This window comes from Methylobacterium sp. UNC300MFChir4.1, assembly GCF_900110155.1.
In the GTDB taxonomy this organism is placed as follows: Bacteria; Pseudomonadota; Alphaproteobacteria; order Rhizobiales; family Beijerinckiaceae; genus Methylobacterium.
Genome location: NZ_FOCS01000003.1, coordinates 179,428 through 193,102 on the forward strand (window position 1 = coordinate 179,428; position 13,675 = coordinate 193,102).

Annotated in this window: 10 protein-coding genes; 7 read left to right on the forward strand and 3 right to left on the reverse strand. The window is 70.6% G+C overall.

Annotated features, from left to right (window positions below):
- Positions 1 to 7: 7 nt before the first annotated feature.
- The gene (locus BMY19_RS06440) at positions 8 to 2,032 is read right to left on the reverse strand and encodes a L,D-transpeptidase family protein (protein WP_100251220.1); all 2,025 of its coding nucleotides are present in this window, start codon (positions 2,030 to 2,032) and stop codon (positions 8 to 10) included.
- 246 nt (positions 2,033 to 2,278) lie between these two features.
- Positions 2,279 to 3,763 (reverse strand): sigma-54-dependent transcriptional regulator, encoded by a 1,485-nt coding sequence (locus tag BMY19_RS06445; protein WP_020092001.1) that lies wholly within the window; start codon positions 3,761 to 3,763, stop codon positions 2,279 to 2,281.
- 250 nt (positions 3,764 to 4,013) lie between these two features.
- On the opposite strand from BMY19_RS06445, the gene BMY19_RS06450 reads away from it, so the two are divergent.
- From BMY19_RS06450 to recJ, 7 genes are all read left to right on the forward strand, one after another.
- Positions 4,014 to 5,885, forward strand: coding sequence for a M3 family oligoendopeptidase (locus BMY19_RS06450; protein WP_100251221.1), 1,872 nt, complete (start codon positions 4,014 to 4,016; stop codon positions 5,883 to 5,885).
- 109 nt (positions 5,886 to 5,994) lie between these two features.
- Positions 5,995 to 7,356: an ABC1 kinase family protein gene (locus tag BMY19_RS06455; protein ID WP_091926654.1), complete on the forward strand. Its 1,362-nt coding sequence runs from the start codon at positions 5,995 to 5,997 to the stop codon at positions 7,354 to 7,356.
- A gap of 122 nt (positions 7,357 to 7,478) precedes the next feature.
- On the forward strand, positions 7,479 to 7,772 hold the full coding sequence (locus tag BMY19_RS06460; protein ID WP_020092004.1) for an aa3-type cytochrome c oxidase subunit IV: 294 nt from the start codon (positions 7,479 to 7,481) through the stop codon (positions 7,770 to 7,772).
- Positions 7,773 to 7,979: 207 nt separating this feature from the next.
- Positions 7,980 to 9,212 (forward strand): Re/Si-specific NAD(P)(+) transhydrogenase subunit alpha, encoded by a 1,233-nt coding sequence (locus BMY19_RS06465; protein ID WP_100251222.1) that lies wholly within the window; start codon positions 7,980 to 7,982, stop codon positions 9,210 to 9,212.
- Between the two features lie 24 nt (positions 9,213 to 9,236).
- Positions 9,237 to 9,692 carry a proton-translocating transhydrogenase family protein gene (locus BMY19_RS06470; protein WP_020092006.1) on the forward strand — a complete coding sequence of 152 codons (456 nt, stop codon included), beginning with the start codon at positions 9,237 to 9,239 and terminating at the stop codon, positions 9,690 to 9,692.
- A 4-nt stretch (positions 9,693 to 9,696) separates the two neighbouring features.
- Positions 9,697 to 11,094, forward strand: a complete 1,398-nt coding sequence (locus BMY19_RS06475; RefSeq protein ID WP_020092007.1) for an NAD(P)(+) transhydrogenase (Re/Si-specific) subunit beta — start codon at positions 9,697 to 9,699, stop codon at positions 11,092 to 11,094.
- A gap of 131 nt (positions 11,095 to 11,225) precedes the next feature.
- Positions 11,226 to 13,043, forward strand: coding sequence for a single-stranded-DNA-specific exonuclease RecJ (gene recJ / locus BMY19_RS06480; protein ID WP_100251223.1), 1,818 nt, complete (start codon positions 11,226 to 11,228; stop codon positions 13,041 to 13,043).
- Positions 13,044 to 13,055: 12 nt separating this feature from the next.
- Here recJ and BMY19_RS06485 read toward each other — a convergent pair whose 3' ends face one another.
- Positions 13,056 to 13,550 carry a CAP domain-containing protein gene (locus BMY19_RS06485; protein WP_100251331.1) on the reverse strand — a complete coding sequence of 165 codons (495 nt, stop codon included), beginning with the start codon at positions 13,548 to 13,550 and terminating at the stop codon, positions 13,056 to 13,058.
- Positions 13,551 to 13,675: the final 125 nt, after the last annotated feature.

Sequence of the window (13,675 nt, forward strand, 5' to 3'; positions counted from 1 at the left end):
GGGTGGGCTACCACCACCCGCGCGGCGCCGCCTGCTGCGGCGCGGGCGTCCAGAGGCCGGGCTCGCCGTATTCCGGCGCGCTGTCGGCACGTGCGGCGCGACGCTGGGCGCGGCGCGGCGTCTCCGCCTCCTCGTAGCGCCCGCCCGGCCACGCGTCGGCATCCGCGACCGGCCGCTCGGGCGCGCGGCGATGGACGGTCCGGGGCGCGGGCGGCTTCGGGGCGCGCTCAGCCTTGCGCCGCGGCGGCTCGTCCGGGAGCCGCGCGATCGCCGGCCCGCCGCCGCCGGGCAGCCCGAGGGCCGCGCGCATCGGCGCGTCGTAGCCGTAGAGATCCGGCAGGGTGCGGTAGGCGCCGCCGTCGTCCACGAAGGCGGTGAAGTAGGCGAGGTGGACCGGCAGCTTCTCCGGCAGCCGGATGGTGCGCTCGCCCTTGCCGATCAGCTTCTTCAGCCGATCCGCGGACCAGTTCGGCAGCACCGCGTCGGCGAGGCGGAACGGGTCGTCGACGCGGACGCAGCCGTGGCTAAAATCGCGCTTCGCGGCTGAGAACAGCGAGCGGTTCGGCGTGTCGTGCAGGTAGACCGCGTGCTGGTTCGGGAACATGAACTTGATGAAGCCGAGCGCGTTGCGCTCCCCCGGGGGCTGGCGCAGCGAGATGTGCCCGCCGCGACGGACGACCTCGTAGCCGCCCCAGGTCTTGCCGCCGTAGCCGGCGAGCTTCGGCGCCATCGTCTTCAGGATCGACGGCGGGACGTACCAGGACGGGTTTACGACCGCGTACTCCATCATCCCGGAGAACAGCGGCGTGCGCGATTCCGGCTTGCCGACGATGACCCGCGCCTCGTCGCGCATCACACCGCCCCGGTAGGCGCGCAGGCGATATTCCGGCACGTTGACGAGGATGTAATCCGGCCCCAGATCGCCCGGGAGCCAGCGCCACCGCTCCATGTTGACGATGAGTTCGGCCTCTCCGCCCGTCGGGCGCGCGGCGCGGCCCGCATCGGCGAGGGCGAGCACCGTCTGGACGTTCAGGACGCCGTTCCCCGGCAGGCCGCGGCCGCGCTGGAACTTGGCCACCGCGTCGGCGACCACGGAATCGTACTCCTCCGGCTCGCCGGGCCCCTTGTCCAGGGTCGCGGCCGGACGGCTCTCGAGGTTGAAATGTGCCCGCAGCAGCGGGACGCGAGCATCGCGCATGCCGACGCGCAGGGCCGGCCCGGCCGGGAGGCGCAGCGGCTTCACCGCGGTCGGCGCAGGCCCCCGCAGGCTGGCGAGCCGCGCCTTCAGCGCGAGATAGCCCGGAGTCGCCGGGTTGTAGGCCTGCAGTGCCTCGCCGGCTTTCGCGCCGGCCTCGTCGAGCTTCGCCAGGACGTCGTTGCCGGCCGGCAGATCGAGGTGCGGGGTGATCAGCCGCGAGATCGAGGCCAGGTTGATCCGGCCGCCGCGGGCGTCCCGGGCATAGAGAACCGCCGCCGCGGACAGGCGCAGATCGGCGTCGGCGACCGCCTTCTCGTCCGGTTTGTCGGCGAGCGCCGGGACCGTGTAGGCGCGGGGGTCGAGCCCGTCCTCGGCGGCGGCCGCCAGCCGCGCCGACACCGCCTTCGCGGCGTCGGTCCAGGCCCCGCCGGAGATCCAGAGCGGCTTGAAGCTGCGGGCCTCGTAGAAGCTCCGGATCGCGTCGCGGTCCTTGCCGGCGAGGCGGAGCAGCAGGGGCGCGGCATCCGCGAACCGGGCGAAGATTGCGGCGCCGAGCGGGTCCGTCGGGGCGACCGGGGCCGCCGCGGCGGGAGCCGGGGACGGCTCGGCCGCCGGCGCCTCAGGCTTGTAGTCGGGAAGGGCGGTCGCGGCGGGCGCCGACGGGTCCGCCGGCGCGGGCGCCGCCGGCCCCGGCGCGGCAGCGGGCGGGGTCGCGGGGACATCGGTGGCCGGCTGGTCCAGCGCGGCCGTCGCGGCGCGGAGGGAGCCGGCCGGTGCCAGCGTGCCGCCGAGAAGGGCGGCCAGCGCGATGAGGCTGGAGCGCGGGACGCGCATCGTGATCTCCCGGGGCGCGGCGGCAGGACCGCACGCTCAGATTGTGATTATCCGCGCAAGCGTGGCTTTGAGCAACCGCAGTTATCGCGAATAGAGGCTCGGTCCTGCAGATGAATGTGTCATTTCTAATGCTGCTCAGCTTACGATCCGCTCAATCATCTGCCGGCGCGATGCAGCAGGGCCGAGAATTTCAGCGACCGTGGCCGAAACGAATGCGCGCGGTGCGCTAGCGCACGCCGCGCTCGATCAGGCCGCGTCCTCGGTTTTATCGTCCTCCTCCAGCCCCAGATCCTTGAGCTTGCGGTAGAGGGTGGAGCGTCCGATGCCGAGGCGGCGCGAGACCTCGGACATCCGCTGCCGGTAGAATTGGAGCGCGAAGCGGATAATCTCCGCCTCCAGGACGTCCATCGGCTTCATCTCGCCGGTCTCCTCGGCGACGAGCGACATGGCGTGCGGGTCGCGGACCTCGACGCGGACGATCTCCCGCACCGGTTCGGGGGCGTAGGCCGGCATCTGCGGCTGGACCGGCGCTGCCGGGATCCGCACGTCGAAGCCCTCGACCTGCGCGGCGATCTGGGGGAATTCGGAGACCGTCAGCTCGTCGCCGTCCGCCAGCACGACGGCGCGGAACAGGGCGTTCTCCAGCTGCCGGACGTTACCCGGCCAGGGATAGCGCGTGAGCAGGGCCATGGCCTCCGGGCTGATCGCCCGCACGCGCTTGCCTTCCTCGGCCGAGAACCGCGCGCAGAACGAGCGGACGAGGTCCGGGATGTCCTCGCGGCGCGCCCGCAGGGGCGGCAGCGTCATCGGGAAGACGTTCAGGCGGTAGTAGAGATCCTCGCGGAACTTGCCCTGCTTCACGAGGTCGAGCAGCGACCGGTTCGTCGCCGAGACGAGCCGGATGTCCACCCGCACCGAGCGCTTGCCGCCGACGGGATCGACCTCGCCCTCCTGGAGGGCCCGGAGCAGCTTCACCTGCGCGTCGAGGGGCAACTCACCGATCTCGTCCAGGAACAGGGTCCCGCCCGAGGCCTCGACGAACTTGCCGGCGTGCTTCTCGGTGGCGCCGGTGAACGCCCCCTTCTCGTGGCCGAACAGGGTGGATTCCACCAGGTTCTCCGGGATCGCCCCGCAATTGACGGTCACGAACGGCTTGCCGCGCCGGTCGCCGGACCCCTGGATCGCCCGGGCCAGGACCTCCTTGCCGACGCCGGACTCGCCCTCGATCAGAACGGGGATGTTCGACTTTGCCGCCCGCTCGGCGAGGCGGATCACCCGCTCCATGTCGGGGCTCTTCGAGGTGAGATCCTTGAAGGTGAGCGCCCCGGAGGCGCGGCGGCGCATGCGGCGCACCTCCTCCTCGAGCGTGTCGACCCGCAGGGCATTCTTGATCGAGACCTGGAGGCGCTCCGCGCCCGCCGGTTTGACCACGAAATCCACGGCGCCGGCCCGCATGGCGCTGACCACTGTGTCGATGGAGCCGTTGGAGGTCTGAACGATGACCGGCGTGGCGAGGCCGCTCTTGCGCATCTCGGCCAGGACACCGAGCCCGTCGAGCCCCGGCATCACGAGGTCGAGGAGCACGACATCCGCACCCTCGGATCGCAGCAGGGTCAGCGCGTCCGCACCGGTCTCGGCGATCCGCGCCTCGAAGCCGAAGCGGCGCACGGCCGCCTCGGCCAGGCGCCGCTGGACCGGATCGTCATCCACGATGAGCACGGTGGCGGACATGGCGGCTCCCTGAACGGCGCGCGAAGGCCGGACACGCGACGCGGGCTCGACCCGATCGCGGCCTTCCGATTCGGCGACTGTTTCGTTTCGAGCCGTAGGGTGACCGACAGTCGTAAAGTGCCGCTTAACGACGTTTGCGCCGCGTCGTCACCGATCGCGCGCCGGTCCGACGGTCCCTCCGCGTTGAACGCGTGGCGGCACGCTCGATATCAGGGTACGGGGCCGGAGCCCTTGGAGAGGATCGCACACCATGATGCCGAGCCACACCGCCTCGCCGGTGACTGTCCGCCTGCCGGAGGGCGTGAGTGCTGCGCGCGCCGCTGCGAAGGCTGCCGACCTCGGCCATCTTCCGGAATGGGACCTCACGGATCTCTATTCCGGCCTCGATGATCCGAACTTCTCCGGCGACATGACCCGCGCCGAGGAGGAGTGCCGCCGCTTCTCCGAGACCTACGCCGGCCGGATCGCGGAGCTTGCCGCGGGCCCGGACGCGTCCGCGCGGCTGGCCGAGGCGGTGCGCGCCTACGAGGGCATCGAGGACTTGCTAGGCAAGCTCATGTCCTTCGCGGGTCTCGTCTATTCCGGCGACACCACCGACGAGGCGCGCGCCAAGTTCTACGGCGACACCCGCGAGCGGCTGACCAGCGCCTCGGCGGATCTCCTCTTCTTCGCCCTGGAGCTGAACCGCGTCGACGATACGGCCATGAACGCCGCGATGGCCGAAGCGCCGCTCGCCCACTACGCCCCGTGGATCGAGGACCTGCGGCGGGAGAAGCCGCACCAGCTCGACGATCGCACCGAGAAGCTGTTCCTCGAGAAGTCGGTCACGTCGAACGCCGCCTGGGACCGGCTGTTCAACGAAACGATCGCCGCGCTGCGCTTCACCGTGCAGGGCGAGGAGATGCCGCTAGAGCCGACGCTCAACAAGCTTCAGGATCCGGACGGCGCGGTCCGCAAAGAGGCGGCCGGCGCGATCAGCGCGGTCCTGCGCGGTCAGTTGCGGGTGTTCACGCTCATCACCAACACGCTGGCGAAGGACAAGGAGATCAGCGACCGCTGGCGCGGGTTCAAGGACGTCGCGGACGCGCGCCACCTGTCGAACCGGGTCGAGCCCGAGGTGGTGGAAGCCCTCGTCGACGCCGTGCGGGCGGCCTATCCCCGCCTGTCCCACCGCTACTACACGCTCAAGGCGAAGTGGTTCGGGCAGGAGGCGCTGCCCTACTGGGACCGCAACGCGCCGCTGCCCCGCGTCGAGCAGCGCACGATCCCGTGGACGGAGGCCCGCGACACGGTGCTGTCCGCCTACGACGCCTTCTCGCCGAAGATGGCGGGGATCGCGCGGCGCTTCTTCGACGAGCGCTGGATCGACGCGCCGACCCGTCCCGGCAAGGCGCCGGGCGCCTTCGCGCATCCGACCGTGCCCTCCGTCCACCCCTATGTGCTGGTCAACTACCAGGGCAAGCCGCGGGACGTGATGACGCTGGCGCACGAGCTGGGCCACGGCGTCCACCAGGTGCTCGCCGGGCCGAACGGCGCCCTCATGGCGCCGACGCCCCTGACGCTGGCCGAGACGGCGAGCGTCTTCGGCGAGATGCTGACCTTCCGTCGGCTCCTCGCCGCGACCACGGACACGACCCAGCGCCGGGCCATGCTCGCCGCCAAGGTCGAGGACATGATCAACACGGTGGTGCGCCAGATCGCCTTCTACTCGTTCGAGCGGAAGGTCCATCTCGCCCGCGCCAAGGGTGAGCTGACCACCGATCAGATCAACGCGCTGTGGCTGTCCGTCCAGGCAGAATCGCTCGGTCCGGCGATCACGCTGGATTCCGGCTACGAGCCGTTCTGGGCCTACATCCCGCACTTCATCCACTCGCCGTTCTACGTCTACGCGTACGCGTTCGGCGACTGCCTGGTGAACTCGCTCTACGGCGTCTACGCCCGGGCGGAGGACGGCTTCGTGGACCGCTACTTCGCGTTGCTCGCGGCCGGCGGCTCGAAGCCATACGGCGAGCTGCTCGCGCCCTTCGGTCTCGACGCCAAGGACCCGGGCTTCTGGCAGATCGGGCTCGGCATGATCGAGAGCATGATCGTCGAGCTCGAGAGCATGGAAGGACAGGCCTGAGCCGAGCGCCGCGGACCCCGTCGGCCCCCGCGGCGCAGGGACCCACGCCCCTGGTTCGCGGCCGGGGGCGGCTTATCTGCGCATCATCGTCAGACAAGCAGATCGAGTGATGGCCGAGACCGACCGCGAAGCCAACCGCTTCTCCGCCCGCGCCGGGCGCTACGCCAGCGTCGGCGCCAACGTCGGCGGCGTCGCCGCCCGGATGGCCGTGGCACGGCTGTTCGGAAAGGAGGGCACCACCAACGCCGCCGCCCTGGCGCAGGCGCTGGGCGGCCTGAAGGGCCCGATCATGAAGGTGGCCCAGCTGCTGGCCACCGTTCCGGACCTGCTCCCGCCCGAATATGCGACCGAGCTGCAGAAGCTTCAGGCGGACGCCCCGCCGATGGGCGCGGCCTTCGTACGGCGCCGGATGCAGTCGGAGCTGGGCGCCGGCTGGCAGGAGCGCTTCGGCAGCTTCGACCTCAAACCCGCGGCGGCGGCCTCGCTGGGCCAAGTCCATCGCGCGACCACCAAGGACGGCGAACGTCTCGCCTGCAAGCTCCAGTACCCGGACATGCAGTCGGCCGTGGAGGCCGACCTGAAGCAGCTGGAGGTCGCGTTCGCGCTGCACCGCCGGATGAACACGTGGCTCGACACGCGCGAGATCGCGAAGGAGATCGGCGCCCGGGTGCGCGAGGAGCTCGACTACGAGCGCGAGGCCAAGCACGCGGCGCTCTACGGGGCCGTGCTGAAGGACATCGCGGCGGTGCGCGTGCCGCGCGTCTTTCCGGAGCTCTCGACGAAGCGTCTGCTCACGCTCGGCTGGCTCGACGGGGACAAGATCCTGGGCTTCGCCGAGGAGCCGGTCGAGGTGCGCAACCGGATCGCCCAGGCGATGTTCAAGGCGTGGTGGCATCCGTTCAGCCGCGCGGCGGTGATCCACGGCGACCCGCATCTGGGCAACTACACCGTGTTCTCGGACGCCGGCGAGGCCGCGGGAATCAACCTGCTGGACTACGGCTGCGTCCGGATCTTCCATCCGCGCTTCGTCGGCGGCGTCGTGGATCTCTACCGCGGCCTGTTGGAGAACGACGATGCCCGCATCGTCCACGCCTACGAGGTCTGGGGATTCAAGGATCTCGACAAGGAGAAGATCGAGATCCTGAACATCTGGGCCCGCTTCATTTACGGGCCGCTGCTCGAAGACCGTACCCGCACCGTCGCCGACGGCGTGAAGCCGGGAGAGTACGGTCGCCGGCAGGCCTTCCAGGTCCATCAGGCCCTGAAGGAGCGCGGGCCCGTGACTGTCCCGCAGGAATTCGTCTTCATGGATCGCGCGGCCGTAGGGCTGGGCGCCGTGTTCCTCCACCTCAGATCTGAGCTCAACTACCACCGGTTGTTCGAGGCCGAGATCGAGCATTTCTCGCTGGACGAACTCACGAAACGCCAGGGCCGGGCACTCACCGAAGCCGGTCTGCCGAAACCGGCCTGATTCGACGCGAAGATCCACCGGGAGAGCGATCAACTTGCGTGCGTCCGATTGCGGCAGGTAAACGCTTGAGCTACATCCGACCGCGACCGCAAGAAGTCGCGTCTTAGGGAAACGAGCGCACGATGGCCGAGAGTGACACGGTGGCCGGGCACACCTACAGCCCGGCGATGGACGCGACGACGCACGAGCAGACCTATCGCGGATTTGTCCGGTTCGTCGAAATCGCCACTGGCGTCGTCATCTGCTGGGTGCTGGCCCTCGCCATCGGCGGGATCCGCGAGGCGTGGCTGCTGGCCATCGTCGGCGTGATCGCCTCCGGAGCCGCGGGCGCGGTGGGCGCCCTCGCGCCGGCCGTGGGGTGGAAGGCCCCGCTGGTCGTCGGCATTCTCCTGGTCCTCTACCTGTTCTTCGCCTGAGAGGGCCGTGGGCGGCGGCATCGAGCGTCGCCGCGGATGACGAACCCGCTCGCGTTCGCCGAGCGGGACGCTGACACATTGTTGGCAATTAAATTGGGCGCAAGTTACATTCCGGCCGCATCCATCGCGGTATCGTAGATCCGCCTCTCGAAAAGCTGCGCCGGTTCGCGCATTCGAAAGGCCGAGCTTTTCCAGGGGAACCCTCGCATGCGCATTGCTGTGCTGTCCGAGACGGACTCCGCGGAGCCGCGCGTCGCCGCGGTTCCTGAGACCGTCAAGAAGTTCAAGACTCTCGGTGCCGACGTCGTGGTGCAGTCCGGGGCCGGTCAGAAGGCCGGAATCTTGGACTCCGAGTACGAGGCCGCCGGCGCCAGCATCGCCGGGAGCGCCGCCGATGCTTCCGGGGATGCCGACCTCGTGCTCAAGGTCCGGCGCCCGAGCGCCGAGGAGCTGCCGCAGCTGAAGCGCGGCGCCACCGTGATCGCGATCATGGACCCCTACGGCAACGAGGACGCCCTCAAGGCGATGGCCGAGGCCGGGATCGACGGCTTCGCCATGGAGCTGATGCCCCGCATCACCCGCGCGCAGGTGATGGACGTCCTGTCCTCGCAGGCCAATCTCGCCGGCTACCGCGCGGTCGTCGACGGCGCCGCCGAGTACGGGCGGGCCATGCCGATGATGATGACCGCCGCCGGCACCGTGCCGGCCGCCCGCGTCTTCGTCATGGGCGTCGGCGTGGCCGGCCTCCAGGCCATCGCGACAGCCCGCCGGCTCGGCGCGGTCGTCACCGCCACCGACGTCCGACCCGCCACCAAGGAGCAGGTCGAATCGCTCGGCGCCAAATTCGTCGCCGTCGAGGACGACGAATTCAAGCAGGCGGAAACGGCCGGCGGTTACGCCAAGGAGATGTCGGCCGAGTACCAGAAGAAGCAGGCGGAGCTGGTCAAGGGCCACATCGCCAAGCAGGACATCGTCATCACCACCGCGCTGATCCCGGGCCGGCCGGCGCCGAAGCTCGTCTCCGAGGAGATGGTGGCGTCGATGAAGCCGGGTTCGGTCCTCGTCGATCTCGCGGTGGAGCGCGGCGGCAACGTCGCCGGCGCCAAGGCCGGCGAGGTCGTCACGAACGATCGCGGCGTGAAGATCGTCGGCCACGTCAACGTGCCGGGGCGGCTCGCCGCCACCTCGTCGAGCCTCTACGCGCGCAACCTCTACGCCTTCGTCGAGACCCTGATCGACAAGGAATCGAAGGCGCTGGCCATCAACTGGGACGACGAGCTGGTGAAGGCCACGAACCTCACCCGCGACGGCTCGGTCGTCCACGCATCCTTCCAGCCCAAGACCGATGGCGCAGCCTCGGAAGCCGCCTCCGTGGGGCTGGCCAAGTCGGAGGCCAGCAAGGCGTCCGGTGCGGCCACCCCGCCGGCGGGCGCGCAGTGAAGCCTGGCCGAGAGGAGTAGCAGAATGGCAAACGTCATCGTCCCTCCCGATCAGGCGGCCGATCAGGCCCGCGTGCTGGCCGACGCCGCGCGCGCGGCGGCCGCGGTGGCGCGCAACGCCGCCGACCAGGCGCAGGTCATCGCCGACGGCATGGGCCACGGGCTCAGCGCCGCCACCGGCGGCGCGGTCGATCCGACCGTGTTCCGGCTCGCGATCTTCGTGCTGGCGATCTTCGTCGGCTACTACGTGGTCTGGTCGGTGACCCCGGCCCTGCACACCCCGCTCATGTCGGTGACCAACGCGATCTCGTCGGTGATCATCGTCGGCGCGATCCTGGCGGTCGGCGTTCCGCTGATCGAGAAGGGCACGGGCCTCGCCCGGTTCTTCGGCTTCATCGGCATCGTGCTCGCCAGCGTGAACATCTTCGGCGGCTTCCTCGTCACGCAGCGCATGCTCGGCATGTACAAGAAGAAGGGCTGAGCCGGTGTCAGAGAACGTCTCCTCCCTTCTCTATATCGTCGCCGGCGTCCTGTTCATCATGGCGCTGCGGGGGCTCTCGCACCCCACGACCTCCCGGCAGGGCAACCTGTACGGCATGGTCGGCATGGGGCTCGCCATCCTGACCACGCTGGTCGGCCACCCGCCGGCGGGTGCCGGCGCCTGGATCCTCGTCCTGCTGGGCTTAGGGCTCGGCGGCGGCGCCGGCGCGGTGATCGCCAAGCGCGTGCCGATGACCGCGATGCCGCAGCTCGTGGCAGCTTTCCACTCGCTGGTCGGCCTCGCGGCCGTCTTCGTGGCCGCGGGCGCCCTCTACGCACCGCAGGCATTCGGCATCATCGAGAACGGGCACTTCCACAAGCAGTCGCTGTTCGAGATGGGTCTCGGCGTGGCCATCGGCGCCATCACCTTCACCGGCTCGGTGATCGCCTTCGCCAAGCTCGACGGGCGCATGTCCGGCAAGCCGATCATGCTGCCTCAGCGCCACCTCATCAACGCGCTGCTGGCCGCCGGCCTCGTGCTGCTGATCGCCCTGTTCATCGGCACCGAGTCGAAGGCGATCTTCTGGCTGATCGTCATCGCCTCGCTGGTGCTCGGCGGCCTGATCATCATCCCGATCGGGGGCGCCGACATGCCGGTGGTCGTGTCGATGCTCAACTCGTACTCGGGCTGGGCGGCGGCCGGCATCGGCTTCACCCTGGGCAACCTCGCGCTGATCATCACCGGCTCGCTGGTCGGGTCCTCGGGCGCGATCCTGTCCTACATCATGTGCCACGCGATGAACCGGTCGTTCATCTCGGTGATCCTCGGCGGCTTCGGTGGCGACACCGCCGCGGCCGGCACCGGTCAGGTCGAGACCCGGCCCGTGAAGCAGGGTTCGGCCGACGACGCGGCCTACATCATGAAGAACGCCGAGCGGGTCATCATCGTCCCGGGCTACGGCATGGCGGTCGCCCAGGCGCAGCACTCCCTGCGCGAGATGGCCGACATGCTGAAGAAGGAGGGCGTCGACGTGAAGTACGCCATCCACCCGGTGGCGGGCCGCATGCCGGGCCACATGAACGTGCTGCTCGCCGAGGCCAACGTGCCCTACGACGAGGTCTTCGAACTGGAGGACATCAACGGTGAGTTCCCGCAGGCGGACGTCGCCTTCGTGATCGGCGCCAACGACGTCACCAACCCGGCCGCCAAGACCGACAAGGCCTCGCCGATCTACGGCATGCCGATCCTCGACGTGGAGAAGGCCAAGACCGTGCTGTTCATCAAGCGCGGCATGGGCTCCGGCTACGCGGGTGTCGAGAACGAGGTGTTCTTCCGCGACAACACCATGATGCTGTTCGGCGACGCCAAGAAGGTCGTGGACAGCGTGCTGAAGTCGCTCTGAGACCCAGGTCTCCGGCAGCGTCGAGGGGCGGGCAGCGATGCCCGCCCTTTCTCGTTATGGCGATCGGGTTCCCCGTCGCTGTTGCGGCCGGGCGCAAGATTCCCCGCGCCGGCCGGTGTAGGGTGGCGCCCGTGTCGTCCGCTCCGCTCCTCGCCGAATTGCCGCCCTTCCTGGGTGTGGCCGCCTCCGTGACCGGCCGGCGCTGGCAGGAGCGCTGCGGCGGCGCGGCCGTCCAGAATCACATCGCCAAGATGGTCCAGGCCCACGGCCTGCCGGAACTGCTGGCCCGGGTGCTCGCGGGACGCGGGATCGTACCGGAGGCGGCGCCCCGCCACCTCGCCCCGCGCCTGCGGGACCTGATGCCGGATCCGGACACGCTGCTCGACATGGAGGCGGCCGTCCGCCGACTCGTTCGGGCGGTGAAGCGCGGGGAGACCGTGGCGGTTTTCGGCGATTACGACGTCGACGGCGCCGCGAGCGCGGCCCTGCTCGCCGGATACCTCCGCGAGCTGGGTTTGCGCGCGCCGATCCACATTCCCGACCGGATCACCGAGGGCTACGGACCCAACATCGCGGCGATCACCGCGCTCGCGGCCGAGGGCGCGACGCTCCTCGTCTGCGTCGATTGCGGGACGAGCGGCCACGCGCCCCTGGAGGAGGCCGAGAAATCCGGCCTGGACGTCATCGTCCTCGACCACCACGCGGCCTCCGAGGTGCTCCCGCCGGCTCGCGCTGTGGTCAACCCGAATCGCCTCGACGACCTCTCGGGCCTCGGCCATCTCTGCGCCGCCGGCATCGTGTTCCTGACCCTGGTCGCGCTGAACCGCGCCCTGCGGCAGGACGGCTTCTTCGGCGGCCATCGTCCCGAACCGCAGCTCACCGACGCCCTCGATCTCGTCGCCCTGGCGACCGTTGCCGACGTTGTGCCCCTCACGGGCCTCAACCGGGCCTTCGTGACCCAGGGCCTCACGGTGATGCGCCATCGCGGCCGCACCGGGCTCGCGGCGCTGCTGGACGCCGCCTCGCTCGGCGAGCCGCCGGAAGCCTGGCACCTCGGCTTCGTCCTCGGGCCGCGCATCAATGCCGGGGGCCGCATCGGCGAATCGGCACTGGGCGCCCGCCTGCTGACCACGGCGGACCCGAGCGAGGCGGCCCGGATCGCCGCCGACCTCGATCGGCTGAACCGCGAGCGCCAGGCGATCGAGGCGCAGGCCGTCCAGGAGGCCGAGGCCGAGATGGACCGGGCGCTGACGCTGGATCCGGCCCGCACCGTGCTGGTGACCGCCAGCGCCGAGTGGCACCCCGGCATCGTCGGCCTCATCGCCTCGCGGTTGAAGGAGCGCTTCAACCGCCCGGCCTTCGCGTTCGCGATCCGCCCGGACGGCACCGCCACGGGCTCTGGGCGCTCGATCCCGGGCGCGGATCTCGGGCTCGCGGTCCGCGCCTGCGTCGAGGCCCGGCTCGCCAGCAAGGGCGGCGGCCACGCCATGGCGGCCGGCGTCACCGTGCGGGCCGACGACATCCCGCGCTTCGAGGCGCACCTGGCGATGCTGCTCGGGGCGAGCGTCGCGGTGGCCCGCGCGGCCGACGCCCTGCTGATCGACGGCGGCCTCAGCGCCGGCGGCGCCACCGCGGAGACGGTCCGGCTGCTGCAGCAGGCCGGCCCGTTCGGCCAGGGCGCGCCCGAGCCGCTCTTCGCGCTGGGCCGGCATCGCCTCGTCGATGCCGGCGTGGTCGGCTCGAACCATGTCAGGGCGCGACTGCGCAGCCGCGACGGTCAGGTGGTCGGGGCGATCTGCTTCCGCGCGGCCGAACGGCCGCTTGGCCTCGCCCTCCTGAACGGGATCGGCCGGGAGATGCACGTGGCCGGGACCCTGTCCTGCGACCGCTGGCGCGGCGCCGAGCGGGCCCAGCTCCGGATCGTCGATCTCGCGCCGTCCGAACCCTGAGACGCCCCGGCGTCAGGTCCCGGCCATCACGAGCGCCCAGAAGCGCTTGTACCGCGTCGTGGGGGCATCGACCCGGGCGATCCCGATCCTGCGGATCTGCGGGAGCAGCATGTTCTTGTTGTGCTCGGGGCTCGCCTTCCAGCGGGCGAGCACCTGTTCCAGGGTCTCGGAGCCGGCGCTGAGATTCTCGGCCGCCCAGGATCTCGCGAGACCGGCCGACGCCATGCGCGAGGTGAAGCTGCCGCCAACATCGTGGCTGAGCTGGCCGCGGCGGGCGTTGTTGCCGGCCTGGAAGGCGGCCGCCTTCACGAGAGCCGGATCGACCACGACCGGGCTCAGGCCGTGCTGGACCCGGTAGGCCGAGATCGCCGCGGCGGCCGCGACCTCGTCGAGCACGGCGGTGTGCGTCGCGTTCTCGACAGGGGACTCGGGAAGGACCGAGAGACCGCCGCACCCGGTGAGGGCCAGCAGGAGGGCGGCGGCGATGGCGCGACTGAGTTTGGGCACGGTCCGGACGGCGTTGCGTGAGACGGGATCGCTTCCCTCCGGCGCGGTTGCGGCGAAAGCGCGGCGCACGGCGCGCCGGCAGGATCCCGCCGACCGGCGTGGCGCCAGAGCCACGCCCGGCCGCG